The organism is Achromobacter spanius (genome assembly GCF_002812705.1).
Classification (GTDB): domain Bacteria; phylum Pseudomonadota; class Gammaproteobacteria; order Burkholderiales; family Burkholderiaceae_B; genus Achromobacter; species Achromobacter spanius.
Map to the genome: position 1 here is coordinate 5,689,871 of NZ_CP025030.1, position 20,852 is coordinate 5,710,722.

Annotated in this window: 19 protein-coding genes; 6 read left to right on the forward strand and 13 right to left on the reverse strand. The window is 66.1% G+C overall.

The window, feature by feature from the left end:
• Positions 1-33 precede the first annotated feature (33 nt).
• A complete protein-coding gene (locus tag CVS48_RS25810) occupies positions 34-1,131 on the forward strand; it encodes a mechanosensitive ion channel family protein (protein ID WP_100856939.1) in 1,098 nt (365 codons plus the stop codon).
• Between the two features lie 80 nt (positions 1,132-1,211).
• Here CVS48_RS25810 and CVS48_RS25815 read toward each other — a convergent pair whose 3' ends face one another.
• Positions 1,212-1,466: a hypothetical protein gene (locus CVS48_RS25815; RefSeq protein WP_100856940.1), complete on the reverse strand. Its 255-nt coding sequence runs from the start codon at positions 1,464-1,466 to the stop codon at positions 1,212-1,214.
• A gap of 121 nt (positions 1,467-1,587) precedes the next feature.
• Here CVS48_RS25815 and CVS48_RS25820 point away from each other — a divergent pair, with 121 nt between their 5' ends.
• The 3 genes from CVS48_RS25820 (at position 1,588) to CVS48_RS25830 (ending at position 3,955) form a co-directional block, all read left to right on the forward strand.
• Complete coding sequence (locus CVS48_RS25820; RefSeq protein WP_100856941.1) at positions 1,588-2,100, forward strand: CinA family protein; 513 nt, start codon at positions 1,588-1,590, stop codon at positions 2,098-2,100.
• A 200-nt stretch (positions 2,101-2,300) separates the two neighbouring features.
• Entirely contained in the window at positions 2,301-3,137 is an 837-nt protein-coding gene (locus CVS48_RS25825; RefSeq protein WP_100856942.1) for an alpha/beta fold hydrolase, read from the forward strand.
• A 395-nt stretch (positions 3,138-3,532) separates the two neighbouring features.
• The gene (locus tag CVS48_RS25830) at positions 3,533-3,955 is read left to right on the forward strand and encodes a GreA/GreB family elongation factor (protein ID WP_100856943.1); all 423 of its coding nucleotides are present in this window, start codon (positions 3,533-3,535) and stop codon (positions 3,953-3,955) included.
• A 116-nt stretch (positions 3,956-4,071) separates the two neighbouring features.
• Here the strand turns inward: CVS48_RS25830 and pcaG are convergent, their stop codons facing one another.
• Genes pcaG through mdlC form a run of 7 tightly spaced genes read right to left on the reverse strand, consistent with a single transcriptional unit; the run spans position 4,072 to position 12,233 of the window.
• Positions 4,072-4,677 (reverse strand): protocatechuate 3,4-dioxygenase subunit alpha, encoded by a 606-nt coding sequence (pcaG, locus tag CVS48_RS25835; RefSeq protein WP_100856944.1) that lies wholly within the window; start codon positions 4,675-4,677, stop codon positions 4,072-4,074.
• Positions 4,678-4,690: 13 nt separating this feature from the next.
• The gene (gene pcaH, locus CVS48_RS25840; RefSeq protein WP_100856945.1) at positions 4,691-5,413 is read right to left on the reverse strand and encodes a protocatechuate 3,4-dioxygenase subunit beta; all 723 of its coding nucleotides are present in this window, start codon (positions 5,411-5,413) and stop codon (positions 4,691-4,693) included.
• Between the two features lie 13 nt (positions 5,414-5,426).
• Complete coding sequence (locus tag CVS48_RS25845) at positions 5,427-6,371, reverse strand: ketopantoate reductase family protein (protein ID WP_100856946.1); 945 nt, start codon at positions 6,369-6,371, stop codon at positions 5,427-5,429.
• A complete protein-coding gene (locus CVS48_RS25850) occupies positions 6,368-7,819 on the reverse strand; it encodes an MFS transporter (protein ID WP_100856947.1) in 1,452 nt (483 codons plus the stop codon). The genes CVS48_RS25845 and CVS48_RS25850 overlap by 4 nt, the downstream gene beginning before the upstream one ends.
• A 28-nt stretch (positions 7,820-7,847) precedes the next feature.
• Entirely contained in the window at positions 7,848-9,047 is a 1,200-nt protein-coding gene (locus CVS48_RS25855) for a 4-hydroxybenzoate 3-monooxygenase (protein ID WP_100856948.1), read from the reverse strand.
• Positions 9,048-9,087: 40 nt separating this feature from the next.
• Positions 9,088-10,551 carry an aldehyde dehydrogenase family protein gene (locus CVS48_RS25860; protein WP_242001150.1) on the reverse strand — a complete coding sequence of 488 codons (1,464 nt, stop codon included), beginning with the start codon at positions 10,549-10,551 and terminating at the stop codon, positions 9,088-9,090.
• Positions 10,552-10,586: 35 nt separating this feature from the next.
• The gene (gene mdlC, locus CVS48_RS25865; protein ID WP_100856950.1) at positions 10,587-12,233 is read right to left on the reverse strand and encodes a benzoylformate decarboxylase; all 1,647 of its coding nucleotides are present in this window, start codon (positions 12,231-12,233) and stop codon (positions 10,587-10,589) included.
• 186 nt (positions 12,234-12,419) lie between these two features.
• Here mdlC and CVS48_RS25870 point away from each other — a divergent pair, with 186 nt between their 5' ends.
• Positions 12,420-13,331 (forward strand): LysR family transcriptional regulator, encoded by a 912-nt coding sequence (locus CVS48_RS25870; RefSeq protein WP_100856951.1) that lies wholly within the window; start codon positions 12,420-12,422, stop codon positions 13,329-13,331.
• Here CVS48_RS25870 and CVS48_RS25875 read toward each other — a convergent pair.
• The 5 genes from CVS48_RS25875 to CVS48_RS25895 form a co-directional block, all read right to left on the reverse strand.
• The gene (locus tag CVS48_RS25875; RefSeq protein ID WP_100856952.1) at positions 13,328-15,055 is read right to left on the reverse strand and encodes a long-chain-fatty-acid--CoA ligase; all 1,728 of its coding nucleotides are present in this window, start codon (positions 15,053-15,055) and stop codon (positions 13,328-13,330) included. The genes CVS48_RS25870 and CVS48_RS25875 overlap by 4 nt on opposite strands.
• Before the next feature lie 37 nt (positions 15,056-15,092).
• Positions 15,093-16,244: an acyl-CoA dehydrogenase family protein gene (locus tag CVS48_RS25880; protein WP_242001149.1), complete on the reverse strand. Its 1,152-nt coding sequence runs from the start codon at positions 16,242-16,244 to the stop codon at positions 15,093-15,095.
• A 26-nt stretch (positions 16,245-16,270) separates the two neighbouring features.
• Positions 16,271-17,095, reverse strand: coding sequence for an SDR family NAD(P)-dependent oxidoreductase (locus tag CVS48_RS25885; protein WP_100856953.1), 825 nt, complete (start codon positions 17,093-17,095; stop codon positions 16,271-16,273).
• A 17-nt stretch (positions 17,096-17,112) separates the two neighbouring features.
• Positions 17,113-18,297, reverse strand: coding sequence for a lipid-transfer protein (locus CVS48_RS25890; protein WP_100856954.1), 1,185 nt, complete (start codon positions 18,295-18,297; stop codon positions 17,113-17,115).
• Positions 18,298-18,420: 123 nt separating this feature from the next.
• On the reverse strand, positions 18,421-19,455 hold the full coding sequence (locus CVS48_RS25895; RefSeq protein WP_100856955.1) for an AraC family transcriptional regulator: 1,035 nt from the start codon (positions 19,453-19,455) through the stop codon (positions 18,421-18,423).
• A 198-nt stretch (positions 19,456-19,653) separates the two neighbouring features.
• Here CVS48_RS25895 and CVS48_RS25900 point away from each other — a divergent pair, with 198 nt between their 5' ends.
• Entirely contained in the window at positions 19,654-20,817 is a 1,164-nt protein-coding gene (locus tag CVS48_RS25900) for a CaiB/BaiF CoA transferase family protein (RefSeq protein ID WP_100856956.1), read from the forward strand.
• Positions 20,818-20,852: the final 35 nt, after the last annotated feature.

Here is a 20,852-nt window from a genome sequence, read left to right on the forward strand (position 1 = left end):
TGCCCGTCCCCAGTCCAACCCTGCGGAGGCGGTATGTTGAGTTACTGGATTGCGCAGATGCGCGCGCTGTCGGACCACCCCATTGCGCTATGGCTGATTGCCGCAGCGGTGGCTGCGGCTGTTTTTCTCTTGCTGATGGTGGCCTTCCGCTTGGTGCGCACGCGCCTGGAACGGCGGGCCGACATGCCCGGCCAGACCTGGGCGGCGTCCACGCTCCGGGTCATGCAGCGCACCAGCTGGATCCTGCTGGCCATATTCTCTTTGCTGATCGGCATCGATGTGGCGGGCGCGCCCTTCCCCTGGAGCGAAGGCGGCGCGCAGCATCTCTGGTTCGTGCTGATCGCCCTGCAACTGGCGCTGTGGCTGGACCGCGCCGTGGACGTGGGTTTAAGCCGCGCGATGCCGGCGCGGGGCACGGTGACGGCCACCTTGCTCAGCTTCCTGCTGCGCGCCCTGGTGTGGGTCATAGCCCTTTTGGCCATGCTGGACAACCTGGGCGTGAACATCACCGCGCTGGTCGCCAGCCTGGGGATCGGCGGCGTGGCGGTCGCGCTGGCCGTGCAGACCATTCTTAGCGATCTATTCGCCTCGATATCCATCGGGCTGGACAAGCCCTTCGAGGCGGGGGACTTCATTGTGTTCGGGCAGGTCGCCGGCAGCATTGAGCACGTGGGCTTGAAGACCACGCGCATCCGCAGCCTGGGCGGCGAGCAGATTGTCTGCTCGAACACCGAGCTCCTCAAGCAGACCATCCAAAACTACAAACGCATGCAACAACGGCGCATCGTTTTTTCAGTGCGGGTGACGTACCACACTGATGTCGAGCAGGTGGCGGCGGTGCCGGGAATTATCCGCGCTCAGATCGAAAGCCAGGCCGACACGCGCTTCGACCGGGCGCATCTGGCCCGGTTCGGCGAAGGCGCGCTGGAGTTCGAAGCGGTGTATTACGTGCTGACGGCCGACTACAACCACTACATGGATATCCAGCAGGCCATCAACCTGGGCATCATGCGCGCCTTGCAGGCGGCGGGAATTTCGCTGGCGCTGCCCGAGCAGATCCTGCATTTTCGGCGGGACGCCGCGGCCGACAAGGAGCAAACCGGGGACGCCGCCGCGCCCGCCGGGGCTTGAGTGGCGCGCCGGAAAGCGCCGGACGAACGCCGTCATACAGAGCTGGCGTTTGTCCCTTGCGTTCCGCCTTTGGCCTTGGCTTACAGGCCGCGCGTGCTGCGCAGCCATTCCTGGTCGGCCGCGTTGGCATCGCCCAAGCGGTCGATGCCCGGGGTTTGCTGGGGATCCACCCCGGGCATCGGGTTGGGCAGCGCATCCGGCGGCCAGCGCCCGTTCTGGTCACGTTCCTGCCCTGGCGCGCGGCGGTCGGGATTTTCGGCGGGCGATTGCTCGGGCTGCCCCCGGCCACGCTCCGGGGAAGAATGATCTTGCTGCTTTTTGGAAGGGGTGCTCATCGCAAGCTCCTGGTTTGTGAAGGGACATCGCGGATATGGCATGCGGAGCAACTGGCGTGCCCGCGCGGCCGGCAGGCACGCCAGTTGCTCCTTTCCTGACCTTCCCCGCAGGAGCCCAGTCATGAACGATATCGAACGAGTTGCCGCCTTCATGCAGGAAAACGGTCTGACGCTGGTGACCGCCGAGTCATGCACGGCGGGCCTCATCGCGGCCACCCTGGCCGATATCCCGGGCGCGGGCCAACTGCTGGATTGCGCCTTCGTGGTGTATTCGGTAGAAGCCAAGCAGCGCTGCCTGGGCGTGCCCCAATCGACCCTGGCCTCGCACAATCTCACCAGTGAGGCGGTCGCGCGCGACATGGCATTGGGGGCGGCGCGCAAAAGCCCGGCCAATGTGGCTGTGGCGAACACCGGGGTCACGGACGCCACGGACGACCGCATTCCCAGCGGCACGCAGTGCTACGCCTGGGTATTCAAGACCGGCAAGGCGGACGCCAGGCCCGTGGTCTACACCGCCACCCGGCGATTCTCCGGAGACCGCAACCGCATCCGCCAAGCAAGTGCCGAATTTGCGCTGGTGGGCGTGATGGAGCACTTTCTGGCGATGCGCCAAGGGACGGATCGGTCTCGATGACACCGTCCCCATCCGGCCTGATCCTGCCCCCTCGGCCTCATCCGGCCCCAAGATGATTTTGTTCAAAGCTGCTTGATAACGTACAAGCGCGGGTGCCTCGACAGCGCTACGCTCAGGGTTTGGCGGCACCGGGACTTGCCCGAGTCCGTGCCCGTTCCGGCGCCCGCCCCACCTGTGGCACCTACCCGGAGTCGACACTCATGAGCACCATCACCACCTCTGACGGCGTGCAGATTTTCTTCAAGGACTGGGGTCCTAAATCGGCCCAGCCCCTGATGTTCCACCACGGCTGGCCCCTGTCCAGCGACGACTGGGACGCCCAGATGCTGTACTTCGTCAACAAGGGCTTTCGCGTCATCGCGCACGACCGCCGTGGCCATGGCCGCTCCAGCCAGGTCAGCGAAGGCCACGACATGGACCATTACGCCGCCGACGCATCGGCCGTGGCCGAACACCTGGACCTGCGTAATGCCGTCCACATCGGCCATTCCACCGGTGGCGGCGAAGTGGCCCGCTACGTGGCCAAGTTCGGCCAACCGCAGGGCCGCGTCGCCAAGGCCGTGCTGGTCAGCGCCGTGCCGCCGCTGATGGTCAAGACCGAGGCCAACCCGGGCGGCCTGCCCATCGAAGTGTTCGACGGTTTCCGCGAGACGCTGGCCGCCAACCGCGCGCAGTTCTACGTGGACGTGGCCGCCGGCCCCTTCTACGGCTTCAACCGCTCGGGCGCGAAGGTGTCGCAAGGTGTGATCGACAACTGGTGGCGCCAAGGCATGGCGGGCGGCGCCCTGGCGCATTACCAGGGCATCAAGGCCTTTTCGGAAACCGACCAGACCGAAGACCTGAAGGCCATCACCGTGCCCACACTGCTCATGCACGGTGACGACGACCAGATCGTGCCGATTGACGATGCCTCGCGCCTGGCAATCAAACTGCTGAAGAACGGCACCTTGAAGGTATATGAGGGCTTTCCGCACGGCATGCTGACGACGCACGGCGACATCATCAATCCGGACCTGCTGGCGTTCATCAAAGGCTGACTGCCTAGCTGCTACAACTAAGCGGCGAAACCAAGCGGCGAAAAGCAAGGGGCGAAGCAATTTCGCCCCTTTTTCGGAATATTCCGACACTACGACCCGGCTTTGTTCTATATACTCGCCTATTGCCGACAGCAGATTGGGCGCCAAACGCGCAAAACCTGCTCGCTTCGACGCTTGAATCAGCCCCATAGGGCACGCTTCGGGTCCATAACCGGCTTCACAGCCGGTCATCAGCCACCAAGGTGGCGCACCCCGACACGATTCGCACCGTACGCTTCGTCGCGGCACCGCTTGAATATTCTCTTCCCAAAGCGCTGTCATCTCCTCCATTGCCTCGTCCCGCGCAGCCCGCAAGGCCTACGCCTAGCGAGGCCTTTCGTCCAAGAAGAACCGACATGAACGCCGTGCCGCAAGACAAACTGATTACCGCCCTGGACCACGCCCGCCTGCTGGGCATGATCACGCGCCCCGCCACCGCCGCCACCTTGCCGCGCGATGCGGTCGACGCGGCGCAAGAACTGCTGGATTCGGCGCCCATCATCGCCATCGAGGAAGTCACGCCTGACATCATTACGATGCGTTCACGCGTGCGCTTGCTGAACGACAAGGGCGATGAAATGGTGGTCACGCTGTGCTATCCGGCGGACGCCAACCTGGCCCAGGGCCAGGTATCGGTCATGTCGCCGCTGGGCTTGAGCCTGATTGGTTCCCGCACGGGCCAGCGCGTCACCTGGACCGCGCCCAACCAGACCGAACACTCCGCCACCATTGAAGAAATTCTGTACCAGCCCGAAGCGGCGGGCGATACCACGGCCTGAAGCATCGGGCTAAAGTATTGGCCTGAAATGCAGGCCTGAAGCATCGGTCTAAAACCCAGCCAGAAATTCCGGGCGCCCCGTGCCAGCACGCGGCGCCCGGCGCACGTATACGGCCACTACAAATCAAAAAACACGGTTTCGTACGGCCCCTGCATGTGTACGTCAAAGCGGTAAATCACGTTGCCGCCGCGCACGTCCCGGCGAGCCACCAGCGAGTGGCGCCTTGCCGCGGGCACCGAATTCAACACCGCATCGCGCGCATTCGCGTCGCTCTCATCGTCGAAGTACACGCGCGTGAACACGTGCAGCAACAGCCCGCGCATGCTGAGAATCATATCGATGTGCGGCGCTTCGCCTTCGGCTTGCGGCCCGGGCTTGACCGTATCGAACGTATAGCGGCTGCCGGGGTCCGTACCGGTGCCGCAGCGTCCAAATCCTAGAAAGCCCATTGCCGATGCCTCGTATATGTTGCGCGGACAGCGGCCCTGCCCATCTGCCTGCGAGATCTCGACCAGCGCGTCCGGGATCGGTACGCCCTCGCCGTCCAGCACGCGGCCTTGCAAGCGGATGCGGGCGCCGCGCGCGTCGTCGCCGGCCAGCACGCTGTCAAACGGTTGGTCGAAATCGTAGCCATATTGCACGGCCGTCAGGCCATAGGCGAAATACGGCCCCACCGTTTGCGACGGCGTCTGCCCAAAGTTGTCTTGCTGTCCCTGCATCATGTCGCCTTTCCTTTTAGCGATGTTCAAGCGGCGTCTGGGCCGCCCCGCGCAGCACGATGTCGAACTGGTATCCCAGCGCAATGCCTGCTTGCGTCAGGTCCAGGCTGAAATCCGCAACCAGCCTGCTACGCGCCTCTGCGGGGGTGCCCAGGTAGATGGGGTCATAGGCAAGCAGCGGGTCGCCCGGAAAGTACATCTGGGTGACAAGCCGGCTGGCGAAGTGATGGCCGAACAGCGACAGATGAATGTGCTGGGGCCGCCATGCGTTGGGGTGGTTACCCCAGGGATAGGCGCCCGGCTTGATGGTCACGAATCGGTAGCGCCCCTCGGCGTCCGTCAGGCAGCGGCCCGCGCCCAGAAAGTTGGGATCCAGCGGCGCATTGTGCCGATCGGCCTTGTGTACATAGCGTCCCGCCGCGTTGGCCTGCCAGATTTCAATCAGCGTGTGCGGCACGGGCCGGCCGTGGTCATCCAGCACGCGCCCGGCCAGCACCATGCGTTCGCCGATGGGTTCCCCGTTGCGGCGCGCGTTGCGCGTGAGGTCGTGGTCGCGCTTGCCGACGCAATCGTGGCCATACACAGGCTGGCGCATTTCGCCAAGCGCCGCCGCCAGCGGCACCAAGGGCAGCACCGGGCTGCGCCAGGCAGTCGATTGATAGCCGTCGCAGCGGTACGGCGGGTGGCTTTTCCAATCACGCGGGGACAAAGCCGTGACGGTGTCCGGAGAACTTTCCATGGTTGTGACCTTTTCAGCGGGAATCCAATTGACGCGCCTGAATCAAGCGAACCAGGCCCAGCAACATGGTGGTGTTCGGCACGGCCACACCGGCCTGCCGCGCACGCGACACGACTTCGCCATTGATCGCTTCGATCTCGGTGGGACGTTTCGCCAAGACGTCTTGCAACATCGACGGCTGATGCGCGCGATGATGCGCGATGGCGTACGCGACGCTGGCCTGGCAGGCGGCTTCGTCGGCGTCGATGCCTGCCGCGCGTGCCACGGCGATAACTTCCGCCACCACCGCCCGCGCCAGCGCCGGGCCATCGCTGGCGTGGGCCAACTGCCCCACCGCGCAACCGGTCACGGCGCACAAGCCGTTCAACGCCGCGTTGAACGCCACCTTTTCCCAGATTGCCGCCCAAACATTGGCGTCGACTTCGCAGTGCAAGCCAGCGGCGTCCAGCGCGCCGGCAATGCGCCGCGCCTGGGCATCCGCTTCACCGCTTGCCGGCAACAGGCGGATCTTGCCCGCGCCGTGCGATCTGACATGCGCGAGGCCAGCCAGGTCGGCCGGCCACGTCGTCATGCCGACCAGCAAACGTGCCGGGTCCACGTGGCGCGACGCGGCCTCCAGGTTGCCCAGTCCATTCTGCAAGGTCAGCACCCGCAACGGTGCGTCAGCGGACGCCGCGTTCAGCAGCGCCGCCACGCTACGCAGAGCGGCGTCGGTATGCAGGCTTTTGGTGAACAGGATGAGCAGGTCGGGCACGTCGCGGTAGTGCTCGGGCCGCAGCACCGTCAGGCCATGAACGCGCCGATCGCCGCCATCGGTTTCCAGCCGCAGGCCCTGGGCGCGTATGGCGTCCAGGTGCGCGTCATTCACGTCCAGCAAGGTGACGTCCTGGCCGCTTTCACTCAGCAAGCCCCCAAACAGGCACCCCATGGCGCCCGCGCCCAGCATGGCGATCTTCATCGTGAGACTCCCGCCGCGGCAACGCCGCCCACCGGTGCGGCCATGCGCTGGCCGGGGAAATGGCGGCGCACCGACAGCAAGGCAATCAAGGCAAACACCATGACCGTGCCCAACATCGTCAGGTAGCCCTGCGCGCCCCACAGCGTGATGACCGTGGCGCCCACGAACGCGCTGAGAATGGCGCCCAGGCGGCCGAAGGCCAGCGCCCCCGCGGTGCCGGTGGCGCGCACGCCCGTGGAATACACATAGGCGCAGAGCGCATACATGGTGGACTGCACGGCGTTGACGAACAGCCCATGCACGCCAAACCCGAACACCAGCAGCGATGAACTCTGCCGCACATCCACCAACAACATCAGGAAGGCGCTGCCCAGCGCACCCACGCAGCAGATGGCAAGCGGCACGCGCGAGCCCCAGCGCGTCATGGCCACCGCGCACACCAAGGCGCCGATCACGCCACCCAGGTTGTAGGCGGTCAGCCCCGACCCCGCCACCGACAGCGGCAAGCCTTCCGAGCTGAGCATCGTAGGCAGCCAACTGAATGCGCTGTACACCGCCGTCAGGCACATGAAGAACGCCACCCAGATGGCAATGGTGTCGAAGCGATAGGTGCTCGTGAACAAGGCCCGCACACCGCCCTGCTGCTTTGACGTCTGCTTTTCAATGGCCTGCTCGACCGCGTCCGTGTAGCGCACGCCTTTCGGCATGGGACGCCCCATGCGGCCCAGCAGCTTGCTCAGTTCGTTCCAGCGCTCGGGTCGGCGCGCCAGGAAGCGCGGTGATTCCGGCAGTGCGGCCATCAACGCAAACCCCAGCACGATGGCCAAGGCGCCGCCGATGAAGAACGACGCGCGCCAGCCGTACAGTGGCAATACATGGCCCGAGAAAAACCCCGCCAACATGCCGCCCAGCGGCACGCACACGATGGTGGCGGTTACCGCCAGCGTACGTCGGCGCGCCGGGGTGAATTCAGCGGTCATGGTGGTGGAACTGGGTAGCGCGCCGCCGATGCCCAGCCCGGCGACGAAGCGCAGCACGGCCACAGTCAGCGCGTCCGGCGCCAGCCCGATCGCGCAAGTGGCGGTGCCGAATACGAATACGCTGACAATCACCGCCATGCGGCGTCCGTAGCGGTCGGCGAAGAGGCCGGCAGACGCGCTGCCGATACCCATTCCGATCAGGCCGGACGCCACCGCCGGCGCGAAGGCTTCGCGCGTGATGCCCCATTCCTGGATCATCATCGGAATGGCAAAGCCAATCAGTTGACCGTCAAAGCCGTCCATGACGATCGACAGGGCAGCCAGCATCACCACCCATTTCTGCATGCTGGTGAAAGGGCCATCGTCCAGCAAGGCGCCCACGTCGGCACTGCCACGCAAGGGCGCCGCCGCGGGTGCCGATGCATGTGCCGCTGTCGGTGCCGCCTCATTCGGGGAAATCCAGGTCATGTCATTCATCTCCGTTATCTTTCACGCTTCAATCCCAGAGCGGCCCGACGGGCAGCCCCACATAGTTCTCCGCCAGCGCGGTGCAAGCCGCGCGCGAACGGGTCAGGTAATCAAGTTCGGCGTCTTGCAGCTTGCGTTCAAAGGCATCAGCGCCCGGCGCGCGGTGCAGCAATGACGTCATCCACCAGGAAAACCGCTGCGCACGCCAGACGCGGCGCAGGGCTGTGTCGCTATAGGCGTCAAGCAGGTCTTCGCGGTCTTGTCGGTAGAACCGGGCCAAGGCGCGCGACAGCAAGCGCACATCGGACATCGCCAGGTTCAGGCCCTTGGCCCCCGTGGGCGGCACCACGTGCGCCGCGTCGCCTGCCAGGAACAGCCGGCCGTGCCGCATCGGTTCGGTAACGCTGCTGCGCATGCCGACGACGGTCTTGTCAAAGATGACGCCCTCTTTTGGCTGCCATCCATCGCGGGTTGCCAGCCGGGCGCGCAGCGTGGACCAGATGCGGTCATCGGACCAGTCTTCGGGTTGATCGCGGGGGTCGCATTGCAGATACATGCGCTGTACCTGAAGCGATCGTGTGCTGACCAGCGCGAAGCCATCGTCGCCCAAGGCGTAGATCAGTTCGTCGGATGACGGCGGGGCCTTGCACAACATGCCCAGCCACCCGTAGGGATAGCGGTGTTCAACCGTTTGCAGCGACTGCGGGGCGATGGCGGCGCGGCTGACGCCATGCGTGCCGTCGCAGCCAACGACGAAATCCGCCTGCACGGTTTGACGCTCGCCGCTTTCATCGCCGCTTCCGCCATAGCGCACGGTGGGCCGCGACGACGCCAGGTCATGCAGGGTCACGTTGGCCACCTCAAAGCGCAGGTCCCCGCCCGTGGCCAGCCGCGCGTCCACCAGGTCCTTGATGACTTCGTGCTGCGCATAGACCATCACCGCGCGGCCGCCCGTCAGTTCAACAAAATCAATGCGCCGGTCCACGCCGCCCACGCGCAACACGGTCCCTTCGTGCCGGAAGCCTTCGCGACGCATCCGGTCGCCCAAGCCTGCTTCGGACATCAGGTCCACCGTGCCCTGCTCCAGCACCCCCGCGCGGATGGTGGCGCAGATGGCATCGCGGCTGCGGCGTTCCAGCACCACGGATTCAATGCCCTGCAAGTACAGCAAGTGCGACAACATCAGCCCTGCCGGGCCGGCCCCTATGATCGCTACCTGAGTGCGCATGGTCCGCCTCTACTCTTGAAAGATACCCAGCGCCATAACGTCAAAACGGGAAGTCGCGCGCGGTGGTCTGCACCGTGATCCAGCGCAGGTCGGTAAAGGCGTCGATACCGGCCTTGCCATCGAAGCGGCCAATGCCGCTGTCCTTGACACCGCCAAACGGCATCCGCGCCTCGTGGTGTACGGTGGGGCCATTGACATGACAGATGCCAGCTTCGATGCGGCCCGCCACCGCGATAGCCCGCCCGACGTCGCGGCCGAACACCGCCGCGGACAAGCCGTATTCGTTGTCGTTGGCGCAGGCCACGGCTTCGTCCACCCCGCTTACGCGCACAATGCCCTTGACCGGCCCGAAGGCCTCTTCGCGATAAAGCCGCATGCTGGGCGTGACGTGGTCGATCAAGGTGGCGGGCATCAGCACGCCGTCGGCCTTGCCGCCCGTGACCAGACGACCGCCTTGCGCAAGCGCGTCGTCAATCAGGGCGTTGCAGCGTTCAACGATGCTCATGTCGGCAACCGCCCGCAACACGGCCGGCTCCTGGTGGAAATCGTTCACCGACAGCGCCGCCGTGCGCTCGGCCAGCAGGGCTACGAAGTCGTCCGCCACGGCCTGGTCCACGATGATGCGTTCGGTGGCCGTGCAGCTTTGCCCGGCATTCGTGTAGGCGCCAAACACCGCCGCGCGCGTGGCGGCGTCCAGGTCGGCGTCGTCCAGCACGACGAACGGCGTCTTGCCGCTTAGCCCAAGCACGACCGGCTTCAAGTGGTGGGCGCAGGCGGCGGCAATACGCCTGCCAACTTGCGTGGACCCGGTGAAGCTGACCCGGCGCACGGCCCGATGCGCCACCATGGCTTCGACGACGGTGGCCGCGTCGGCGGGTGCATTCGTAATGAAGTTGACAACGCCCGGGGGGAAGCCGACCTCTTGCAGGGTGCGAATGATGAGTCCATGCGTGGCCGGGCACATGCCGCTGCCCTTGAACACCACGGTATTGCCGCAAGCCAGCGGCGTGGCGATGGCGCGCACGGCCAACACCACCGCGGCGTTCCAGGGTGCAATACCCAGCACCACGCCGGCGGGCCGCCGCAGGGCCTTCGCCGTATTGCCCGGCACGTCGGAAGCAATGACCTCGCCATTGATCTGCGTGGTCATGGCGGCGGCCTCAAGCAGCATGTCCGAGGCGAGCCGCACATTGAATTCCGCCCAGCCGGCCGACGCACCGGTCTCGGCCGTCATGGCCTCAGCAAACACCGGGGCCTTGTCCTGCAACGCCCGCGATGCCTGTATCAGCAGCGCGCGGCGTGCTTCGGGGTCGGTCGCCGACCACGCGGTGAAGGCCGCCGCTGCCGCATCCACCGCGGCCAAGGCATCCTGCACGCTGGCGGCGGGAGCCACCGACGCAACGCTTCCATCCAGCGGATTGCGTCGTTCGAACGTGGCGCCGTCCCGCGCGCCCAGCGGTTCTCCGTTGATCAGCAGCGATACCTGCATGGGAGATACGTGCATGATGTTGTCTCCTTTGGAATGCGTCGCCCCGTGCGTCAGGCCACCCGCACTTCAACCAGGTTGGGGCCGCCGCTGGTCAAGGCCTCGGTCAGCACCGCGTCCAGGCGGGTGGGGTCGGATACGCGCACGCCGGGGCAACCCAGCCCCGTGGCAAGCGCCACGAAATCGATGCCGGGCAGATCGGTACCCATGACCTTGTCGTGCGGACCAAAGCCGAACGCTGGCGCGAAGTCTTGCAGGGCGGCGTAGCGGCGGTTATTCAAGATGACGAAGGTGATAGGCAGCTTGTGCTGGCTGGCGCTCCATAGCGCCTGGATCGAATACAGGCTGGAACCGTCGCCGATCAACCCGATGACACGCCGGCCGGGCTTGCCCAGCGCCACACCCACGGCCGCCGGCATGCCATAGCCCAGCCCGCCGCTGTCCATGGTGTAGAAGGTTTCGCTGCGCACGTGGGGCAGATAGTCCTGCATGACCGGGCGCGCGCTGGGGGCTTCTTCCACCACGATGTCGGCGGGGTCGCGCAGGCTGGCCAGGGTTTGCAGCACGAACGCGACGGACATCGGCGACGATGCCTCGACCGGGGCGCAGGGTTCGCGCCGCGCCGGCAAGGGGCGCATGCAGGGCGCCGGCCGCGTCAGCAAGTCTTGCAGGCAAAGCTTGATGCTGCCTACCGCCGCCAAGCCCGCGGGCGCCCAGGCGGCGGTATCCGGATCATCCGTCAACAGACAAAGCTCGGCGCCGTCCGGCACGTGCGGCCCGGCCCCGTCAACGTGATAGGTGAACGCCGGGGCTCCCACGACCAGGATCAGATCATGCCCGGCCAGCCGGCTGACGATACCTTCGCGCGCGGCGGGCAGGAAGCCGGCGAACAGGCGATGGCGTTCCGGAAAGCTGCAGCGTCCCGACATGGGGGCGGCCCAGACACGCGCGCTATGCGATTCCGCAAGCGCAACGATTTCGTTCCAGGCGCCATCGCGGTCCACCGCGGCGCCCACCACCAACACCGGCCGCCGGCTGGCGTCCAGCAAGGCGCCGATGCGCCCGATGGCTTCGGGTTGCGGGCGTAGCGCGGTGCTGACACAGCGCCGTGCAAGCGGTGGCGAAGGCGCGTCCCAATCATCAACCGGCACCGAGACCAGCACCGGACCGCGCGGCGGCATCATCGCGACGTAATAAGCGCGCGCGATGGCCAAGGGCACGTCTTGGGCACGCGCGGGTTCGGTGCTCCATTTGACGTAAGGCCTGGGCATATCGGCCGCGTGGCTTGATGACAAAAAGGGATCGAACGGCAGAATGCCACGCGCCTGCTGGCCGGCCACCACCACCAGGGGCGTGCGGTTCTTGAAGGCGGTGAAGAGGTTGCCCATGGCGTTGCCGACGCCCGCCGCGGAATGCAGGTTGACCAACGAGGCGTTGCGCGTGGCTTGCGCATAGCCGTCCGCCATGCCCACCACGCTGGCTTCCTGCAAGCCGAGCACATAGCGGAAATCGTCCGGAAAACCGCGAAACATGGGCAGTTCGGTGGATCCGGGGTTGGCGAAAACCGACGTCATGCCGACGCGGCGCATCAGGTCGTAGACGGCGTCGCGGACGGTCAGCGCCGGTGCCGGCAGCGACGCGGCGGCCAGGCCGTCGGCTGCGTCCAGCGGGTCCAGTAAACCAAAGGCGGATCCGGTCATTGCTAAGGTCCTTGCGGTGAAGCGCATTGAAACTGCAGGGGAATTGCCGTGAAATTTCGGTGACGTTGCGAGCTGCCGGCACGCGCTATGGCGAGCCTGCCGCGCGGTCAACGAGGACGGCAGAGTGTCGCCCCCCCTAGCAGACTTGAGAATTGAAATATCGAGACAAAGTCATTACGCTTTGGCATGCCATTCGATCTTCATCAATTGGCGGCATTCAACGCGGTCGTTGCGGCTGGCAGCCTTGGCCGCGCGGCCGACGCCATGCACGTCACGCAGTCCGCGCTAAGCCGCATCGTCCGCCGGCTTGAAGTTCACGTTGGCGCGCCCTTGTTCGAACGGCATTCCAAAGGCATGCAACTGACCGACGTTGGCCTGGCCCTGCTGCCGCATGCCACCGCGTTGCTGCGCGATGCCGAAGGCGCCAAAGAGGAAATCCGCGCGCTGCTGGGGCTGGCCAAAGGCACGATCCGCGTGGGTGCCGTGGGCAGCATCGCCTGTCAGATCCTGCCCACCGCCCTGACCCGCACCTGCCAGCGGTGGCCGATGCTGCAGGTGGAAGTGGTGGAAGGGGTTTGGGACCGACTGGCCGGCGCCTTGCTGTCGCGCGAGATCGACTTGGCGCTGGGCGCCCACACCCACGACACCGACGAGATCATCTCCGTGCCGGACTGCTGTTGGGAAGACACCAGCTACGTGGTGGCGGGCACCGCCCACCCGCTGCGCGCGCGCCGGGCGCTCAGCCTGGCCGACACGCTGACGCAAAAGTGGGCCATCATGCCGCGCGGCACCGGCCCGTACGAACACATGAAAGCGCTGTTCACGCGGCATCGGCTGCCCACGCCCGAAGTCACGGTTGAAACGCGGTCCATCACCGTGTTGAAGAGTCTGATCGCGCACTCGGAATTTTTGGGATGGATGCCCGAACCCATGTATTACGCCGAGCAGCGCGCGGGCCTGCTCGACCGCCTTCCCATCCCCGGTGCGTGCGATACCCGCACGCTGACGGCGTTCCGGCGCAGCCATGGCTTGCTGCCCCTGCCGGCCGCGAAACTGCTGAACGAATTGCGGCGGCTGGCCACCAACCCGCCGCCTTAGACCGTCGCGCGTTGCATCTCCTGCAACTGGCGCCACAGGATTTTCCCGGTGCTCGACTTGGGCAGCGCATCCACAAACTCCACGATGCGCGGCGCCTTGTAGGCCGCCATGCGCGCGCGGGCCCAGGCAATCACCTCGTCTTCGCGGGCGCTCTCGCGCGCTTCGGGCCGCAGCACCAGCAAGGCCTTCACCGTTTCGCCACGGCAGGCGTCGGGCACGCCCACCACGCACGCCTCGTGCACGGCGGGATGTTCGTACAAGGCGTTCTCGACTTCCGCCGGCCAGACCTTGTAGCCCGAGGCATTGATCATGCGCTTGAGCCGATCGGTGATGAAGAAATAGCCGTCTTCATCCATGCGTCCCAGGTCGCCGGTGCGAAAGTAGCGCTCGCCGTCCAGCATGAAGAAAGCCTCGTCATCGGCGGCCGGGTTATTCCAATAGCCCTGCATGACTTGCGCGCCGCGCGTCACCAGTTCTCCCACTTCGCCGGGCGGCAAGGCTTGCAAGGTGGCGGGGTCGACCACCCGCGTATCGACGCCAAAGGTCGGCACGCCGATGCACTGGCGCTTGTTGCGGTGCATGGGGTTGCAGTGCAGGAACGAAGCGGTCTCGGTCAGGCCGTAGGCTTCGTTGAAGATGATGCCGTAGCGGTCGGCCAGCATCGCCGCCACCGCCTCGGGCATGGGCGCGCCGCCGCCGCACAACAAGGCAAGGCGCGACAGGTCGAATGATTCAATCTCCGGCTGCGCGAAGAAGTCGACAACCATCGCGGGCGGCGCGGCCCAGACGCTGACGCGGTGCCGCGCCATCAATTGCGCGGCCACCTGACGGTCCCAGCGCGGCAACAGCACGACGGTGGCGCCCAACAGAATCGGCAGGTTCATGCAGTTCTGCATGCCCAGCAGATGGAACAGCGGCGCCACGCCCATGATGACGGCTTCCGAGGTCAGGCCGCGCCACAGCTGCGACCCCGTTACCGCCGCGCCCAAGGTGCCGTGCGTGTGACGGCAGCCCTTGGGGCGGCCGGTGGTGCCGGACGTGTAGGGCAAGAGGCACAGGTCCTGGGCACGGCTTTTGTGCGGCGCGGGCGGGGCGTTGACGGCCAGCGCGCCATACCAGGGCACAGACCCGGGCACAGCCCCGGGAACAGACACCGCCCCTGGCACGGCACCACGCACGCCACCCGACGCAGCGGCGTTGTGGCGCGGTGCGGCGACCCAGTCGGGCGGCGTCACCCGGTCATCGCCATCCCCCGCGCCCAGGTAGTCGGAATAGGTGTGAACGATGATGCGGTCCAGGCGCCCATCCTCGACAAAGCGTGCCAGCCGTGGCGCCAGTTCCTGCGCGGCAAACGCCACCTGAGCGCCACTGTCTTGCAGGTAATGCGCCAGCTCGTCTTCGGTGCTCATCGCGTTCACCGGCACCACCACCGCATCGGCGCGCAGCACCGCGTAGTAGGCAATGATGAATTGCGGACAGTTCTGGCTCAGCAACAACACCCGGTCGCCCGCCTTGACGCCCGCGCCGTGCTGCAAATAGCCGGCCATGGCGTCGACCTCGCGCTTCAGGCGCGCGTAGTCCAGCACCATGTCGTAGAACACAATGGCGGGCTTGTCGGGATAGCGCGTGGCCGCGGCCTCCAGGTTGAAATACAGGCTGGACCGAGGCTGGCTGATGTGCGTCGGCAGCCCCTTGGGCCAATACCGCAAATGCGCTTGCTGCATCCGTGTCTCCGGGTTCCCGCGCAAGGTGCTGTCCGCGCTAGGCGGTCATGCCCCGCGCGATGATTTCTTTCATGATTTCGTTTGAACCGCCGTAGATCTTTCCCACGCGCGCATCCGCATACATGCGTGCGATGGGCGTTTCCAACATGTAGCCGTAGCCACCGTGCAATTGCAGGCATTCATCGATGACTTGGCAGTTCATTTGCGTGGTCCACCACTTGGCCATGGCGGCGGTGGACAGGTCCAGCGTGCCCTGCAGTTGCCGCGTAATGCAGTCGTCGACAAAACGCGCGGCGATGGTGGCTACCGTTTCGCATTCGGCCAACTTGAAGCGCGTGTTCTGCATGTCGATGAGCGCTTGCCCGAACACCTGGCGCGTGCGGGTGTAGGCCAGCGTGTCGTCGATGGCGCGCCGCATCGTGGCCACCGCCCCCACCGCGATCAGCAGGCGTTCGCGCGGCAGTTGCTGCATCAGTTGCACAAAGCCGCGCCCTTCCACGTCGCCCAGCAGGTTGCCGGCCGGCACGCGCACGTCGTCGAAAAACAGTTCGGTGGTGTCCAGGCTTTTCTGGCCCAGTTTTTCAAGCAGCTTGCCACGCCGAAACCCTGGCAGGTCCTGTGTCTCCACCATGATCAACGAGACCCCGCGCGATCCGGCTGCAGGGTCCGTCTTGGCCACCACGCAGATCAGGTCCGCATGCAAGCCATTGGTGATGAAGGTCTTGGACCCGTTGATGACATAGGCGTCGCCGTCGCGCCTGGCGGTGGTGCGCACGCTTTTCAGGTCGGACCCCGCGCCGGGCTCGCTCATGGCGATGGCGCCGACAAGTTCACCCGTGGCCATGCGGGGAAGCCAGCGCTGCTTTTGCGGCTCGGTGCCGTAGTTCAGGATGTAGTGCGCCAGGATGGCGCTGTGCACGTTGTTGCTGAAGCCGTAGACCATGGCGCGCGCCTGTTCGGCCGCCACGATGGCCTCGTGCGCGAAGCTGCCGCCCGCGCCGCCATAGGTCTCGGGCATGCTGACGCAAAGCAGCCCCATGCGGCCGGCCTTGTGCCAGATGTCGCGATCGGCGTGCTGCTGCTTGCGCCACTTTTCCTCATCGGGCGCGAATTCTTTTTCGAACAGACGGCGCGTGGAATCCTGGAACAGCGTCAGGTCGGCGTCCATCCAGCCGGGGCGAGGTTCCATGGGGGTATCCATCGACATATCCCCGATCAAGGACGGCCACCGCCCACGACCAGCACCTGTCCGCTGACGTAGTTGGATTCGGGCAGGCAGAACAGATACACGGCGCCCGCCGCTTCGGCAGGCGTGCCCGCGCGGCCAAGCGGGATCAGGCTTTCGGCATTTTTCAGCACCTGCGGGTTCACGCCCACCTTGATCTGCCGCCCCTCGATGTCCAACGTGGCGTCGCCATCGGCGGCGGCTTCAGTCAGGCGCGTCTTGATCAGGCCGAACGCCACGCTGTTCACATTCACTTTGTAGCGGCCCCACTCTTTGGCCATGGCGCGCGTCAGGCCATTGATGCCGGCCTTGGCCGCCGCGTAGTTGGCCTGCCCCGCGTTGCCCATCACGCCCGAGGTGGACGATATGTTCACCACCTTGCGGAACACTTCGCGTCCGTCGGCGGCCTCGGCCTTGGCCGCTTCGCGGATGAAGCCGGACGCGGCGCGCAGGATGCGGAACGGGGCCGACAGATGGACGGCCAGGATCTCGTCCCATTGCTCGTCGGTCATTTTCTGGATGACGTTGTCCCAGGTGTAGCCGGCGTTGTTCACAATGATGTCCAGCCCGCCGTAGGTGTCGACGGCCGCGCCCACGAAGCGCTCGGCAAAGCCGGGCGCGGTAACGCTGCCGGGGCACGCCTGCGCCTGCCCGCCCGCCTGGCGGATCATGGCGACCGTATCGTTGGCGGGCGCCGGGTCCAGGTCGTTGACCACGACTTTCGCGCCTTCACGCGCCAGCTTCAGCGCAATTTCCTGTCCAATGCCGCGTCCGGATCCGGACACCAGCGCCACCTTGCCGTCTAGCGTACCCATCGTCTTTGTCTCCTGTTTCATGCCGCCTGGTACAGCGTGACAACGCAAGCGCCGCCCAGCCCCAGGTTGTGCTGCAAGGCCAGCCGCGCGCCTTCCACTTGCCGCAAGTCCGCTTGGCCGCGCAGTTGCCAGACCAGTTCAGCGCATTGCGCCAAGCCGGTTGCACCCAGCGGATGGCCCTTGGACAACAGGCCCCCCGACGGATTCGTCACGACGCGCCCGCCGTAGGTGTTGTCGCCATCCAGGATGAATTTTTCGGCGCTGCCCTCGGGCGTCAGGCGCAGCCCTTCGTAGGTGATCAGTTCATTGGCCGTGAAGCAGTCGTGCAGTTCCACCACGTCGAGATCGGCGGGATCCACGCCCGCGGCCTCGTAGACCTGGTCGGCGGCGGCCCGGGTCATGTCATAGCCGACCAGGCAGCGCATGTCGCCGGAGTCGAAGGTGGAGGGCGTGTCGGTGGTCATGGCCTGCGCCGCGATGCTGACGGCGGGCGTCAAGCCATGCCGACGCGCGAAGTCGTCCGAGCACAGGATGGCGGCCGCCGCGCCGCAGGTGGGCGGGCAGCATTGCAAGCGCGTCAAGGGCTCGGAGATCATCGGTGCATCCATCACGTCGGCCAAGGTAACGGTCTGGCGAAAGACGGCGTAGGGATTGCGCGCCGCATGCTGGCGCGCCTTGACGGAGATGCGCGCGAAGGTGTCGGCGCGAATATCGTGCTGCTGCATGTAGCGGCGCGCGGCGCCACCGAAGAACTGCGCGGCGCGTGGCTTGCCGGTGTCATAGCCTTGCGCGTCGGTCATCGCCTCGATGAATCCGGTCAATGGCGACGGCCGGTCTTCATAAACGCTTTTCAACGCGCCCGGCACCATCTGTTCAAAGCCCACGGCCAGTGCACATTCCACCGCGCCGCTTTCCACGGCCTGACGGGCCAGGAACAAGGCGGACGAGCCGCTGGCGCAGTTGTTGTTGACGTTGAAGACGGGAATGCCGGTCAGGCCCACGCCATACACCACCGCCTGGCCCGACGTGGAATCGCCGTAGACGTAGCCCGCGTAGGCTTGCTGCACGGCGTCGTACGGCACGCCCGCGTCTTGCAGGGCTTCCCGCGCGGCGCGCATGCCCATCACGGAATAAGGCTCGCTTGCACCGGGTTTGCTGAAGGGGATCATGCCCACGCCGGCCACCCAAACTTTTCTGTTCATGCCTGTTTCTCCTGGAGTGCTTTGCGCACCCCCGTTGCCTGGCCCATAGCTTCCCGCCGGGCGCGCAACGCGGCAATGGCCGCAGGCATCAAATGGATTGGCGGAAAGTGTCAGCGCCCGGCATCACGCGGGCGGGGCCGGGGTCGGGGTGGGGCCGCACGCCAGTTGATTACGGCGATACTCGCCCGGCGACACACCGGTCCATTTCTTGAAGGCGCGATGAAACGTGCTGGGTTCGGAAAAGCCCAGACGCTCGGCAATCTCCATCAGGGACAAATCATGCCGGCCCAGGTATTCAACGGCGGCGTCGCGCCGCAAGTCATCCTTCAGCACCTGGAAGCCCTGCCCTTCTTCGCGCAGATGGCGTCTGAGTGTTTGCGGCGTCATCGACAACTGCGCGCTGACCTGTGCCAAGGACGGCAATTCGGCAGACAGGTCGTTGCGCAGCAGGCGGCGAATGCGGTCGGTCAGCGTGGCGCGGTCTTGATACTTCACCAGCAGGTCAAACGGGGCGTTGGCCAGGAAAGCGTGCAGCGCCTGGGCGTCCTGCACCACGGGCAAGGCCAGCCAACGCGATTCGAGCCACAGGCCCGTGACCGGCTGCCCGTAACGCACCGGTGCGTGAAAGACCCGTTGCGCATCCGCGCTGCGCGCGCCCGCGTGGTAGTCCACGCCCAGGATGGGGATGCGGCGGCCCGCCAACCAGTTGGCCACACCCAAGGTGAAGAACAGGAAGGTGCGTTCTCCATACCACTGCGTGCAGCCGGGTTCGCCTCGCGCGTCCAGCACGATGCGCGCGCTGTCGCCCGCGACGCAAAGCCGCGCGGTGAAGTCGCGCAGCACGCCGTGGTAGTAGCGAAACGCCACGCGCAGCGCGTGGCCCACCGTGCTTTCCTGCACCGCCAAACGGCAGGCCTGGGCGAAGGCGCCCAACGGCACCGGGCGCTGTCCCATGCCCAGGAAATCGTCGCGCGTGGCGCGCCGCAGCATCCGCAAAATTTGTGCGAACTGCGCCTGCGACACGCGCGCCATCGGCGCCTGCAACAAGGCAGGCGGCACGTCCGCGCGCCGCAACACGCGATCAACGTCCACGCCGCGCGTGCGGGCGCCTTGCAGGATCTGGGCGATGTGCCCCACGGCAATGGTGTGATGCGTCATGGCGGATTCCTACGGCTGGGGCGTGAACCGTCTGCGTCGATGGTAGCGAAAGGCATGCGGGCACGGAACGCCCGGCGTGAGCATTCCCGCCAAGCCGAATCAGCGATTTCGCCATTGGTTCGCCGCAAAGCCCCGCCTAGACTGGCTTTTGCCTTAGTCCGGCCGCCTCTTCGTATTTACCGGAGTCCCTCTTTGGATATGCCGAACACCGCTCCGCTTGCGGGTATCAAAGTCCTGGATCTGTCGCGCTTGCTGCCCGGCCCGCTGGGGGCGCAGTACCTGGCCGACCTGGGCGCCGACGTCATCAAGATCGAAGACACGCAGGCGGGGGACTACGCGCCCCCCGCGCTGCGCGCCGTGTGCAACCGCAACAAGCGGGGCTTGCGGCTGGACCTGAAACACCCCGACGGGCAGGCCGTGCTGGCGGCGCTGGCGCGCGAGGCCGACGTGCTGATCGAGAGCTTTCGCCCCGGCGTGGCCGCGCGCCTGAAGGCCGACTACCCGACCTTGTCGCGGCACAACCCGCGCTTGGTGGTTTGCAGCATCACCGGCTACGGCCAGAACGGCCCGCTGAGCGATGCGGCGGGCCACGACCTGAATTATTCGGCCTACGCGGGCGTGGCAGATCAGATGGGATGCGGGCCGCATCAACCCGCGCTGTCCAACCTGCCGATGGCGGACATTCTGGGCGGCTCGCTGACGGCGGTGATGGGTATTCTGGCGGCGTTGGTGGACGCGCAACGCACGGGGCAAGGGCGCTATGTGGACATCGCCATCGCCGACGGCCTGCTGGCGGGCGCGGTGGTGCCCCTGGCCACGCTGAACGCGCATGGCGACACCCGCCCGGCGGGCGGCGACACGCTGTCGGGCGCGCTGGCCTGCTACGGGCAGTACCGCGCGCAAGACGGGCGCTACCTGGCCGTGGCGGTGCTGGAACCAAAATTCTGGGACACGCTGTGCAAGCGGATTGAACGGCCCGACCTGCTGCCGCTGCACCGTGATGGCGACCCCGCGCGACAGGCATGGCTGCGGTCTGAACTGCAAGCACTGTTTGCCTCGCGGCCGCTGGCGCATTGGCTGGATCTGCTGGAGGGCGCGGACTGCTGCGTGTCGCCCGTGCTGAAACTATCTGAAAGCCTGGCGCATCCGCAGTTCACCGCGCGCGGCATGGTACAGGCGTCCCGGCACCCGGCCTACGGGTCGGCCGCGCAGATCGCCAGCCCCGTGAAGATGTCCGGCTTTCAGTTCGCCATCCACCGCCAGGCGCCATTGCCGGGCGAACACACCGCCCAGGTCCTGCGTGAAGCCGGCTATGACGACGCCGCCATCGCCAGCCTGGCCGAGCGTGGCATCGCGCTGTAAGGCCTAGGCCCGCCCCACTTGCTGTGCCCATAACA

What these genes read in the sequence shown, in the direction of transcription:
- CVS48_RS25810 (WP_100856939.1), top strand. Translation starts at nt 34, where the DNA reads ATGTTGAGTTACTGGATTGCGCAGATGCGCGCGCTGTCGGACCACCCC.
- CVS48_RS25815 (WP_100856940.1), bottom strand. Translation starts at nt 1,466, where the DNA reads ATGAGCACCCCTTCCAAAAAGCAGCAAGATCATTCTTCCCCGGAGCGT.
- CVS48_RS25820 (WP_100856941.1), top strand. Translation starts at nt 1,588, where the DNA reads ATGAACGATATCGAACGAGTTGCCGCCTTCATGCAGGAAAACGGTCTG.
- CVS48_RS25825 (WP_100856942.1), top strand. Translation starts at nt 2,301, where the DNA reads ATGAGCACCATCACCACCTCTGACGGCGTGCAGATTTTCTTCAAGGAC.
- CVS48_RS25830 (WP_100856943.1), top strand. Translation starts at nt 3,533, where the DNA reads ATGAACGCCGTGCCGCAAGACAAACTGATTACCGCCCTGGACCACGCC.
- pcaG (WP_100856944.1), bottom strand. Translation starts at nt 4,677, where the DNA reads ATGATGCAGGGACAGCAAGACAACTTTGGGCAGACGCCGTCGCAAACG.
- pcaH (WP_100856945.1), bottom strand. Translation starts at nt 5,413, where the DNA reads ATGGAAAGTTCTCCGGACACCGTCACGGCTTTGTCCCCGCGTGATTGG.
- CVS48_RS25845 (WP_100856946.1), bottom strand. Translation starts at nt 6,371, where the DNA reads ATGAAGATCGCCATGCTGGGCGCGGGCGCCATGGGGTGCCTGTTTGGG.
- CVS48_RS25850 (WP_100856947.1), bottom strand. Translation starts at nt 7,819, where the DNA reads ATGACCTGGATTTCCCCGAATGAGGCGGCACCGACAGCGGCACATGCA.
- CVS48_RS25855 (WP_100856948.1), bottom strand. Translation starts at nt 9,047, where the DNA reads ATGCGCACTCAGGTAGCGATCATAGGGGCCGGCCCGGCAGGGCTGATG.
- CVS48_RS25860 (WP_242001150.1), bottom strand. Translation starts at nt 10,551, where the DNA reads ATGCACGTATCTCCCATGCAGGTATCGCTGCTGATCAACGGAGAACCG.
- mdlC (WP_100856950.1), bottom strand. Translation starts at nt 12,233, where the DNA reads ATGACCGGATCCGCCTTTGGTTTACTGGACCCGCTGGACGCAGCCGAC.
- CVS48_RS25870 (WP_100856951.1), top strand. Translation starts at nt 12,420, where the DNA reads ATGCCATTCGATCTTCATCAATTGGCGGCATTCAACGCGGTCGTTGCG.
- CVS48_RS25875 (WP_100856952.1), bottom strand. Translation starts at nt 15,055, where the DNA reads ATGCAGCAAGCGCATTTGCGGTATTGGCCCAAGGGGCTGCCGACGCAC.
- CVS48_RS25880 (WP_242001149.1), bottom strand. Translation starts at nt 16,244, where the DNA reads ATGGAACCTCGCCCCGGCTGGATGGACGCCGACCTGACGCTGTTCCAG.
- CVS48_RS25885 (WP_100856953.1), bottom strand. Translation starts at nt 17,095, where the DNA reads ATGGGTACGCTAGACGGCAAGGTGGCGCTGGTGTCCGGATCCGGACGC.
- CVS48_RS25890 (WP_100856954.1), bottom strand. Translation starts at nt 18,297, where the DNA reads ATGAACAGAAAAGTTTGGGTGGCCGGCGTGGGCATGATCCCCTTCAGC.
- CVS48_RS25895 (WP_100856955.1), bottom strand. Translation starts at nt 19,455, where the DNA reads ATGACGCATCACACCATTGCCGTGGGGCACATCGCCCAGATCCTGCAA.
- CVS48_RS25900 (WP_100856956.1), top strand. Translation starts at nt 19,654, where the DNA reads ATGCCGAACACCGCTCCGCTTGCGGGTATCAAAGTCCTGGATCTGTCG.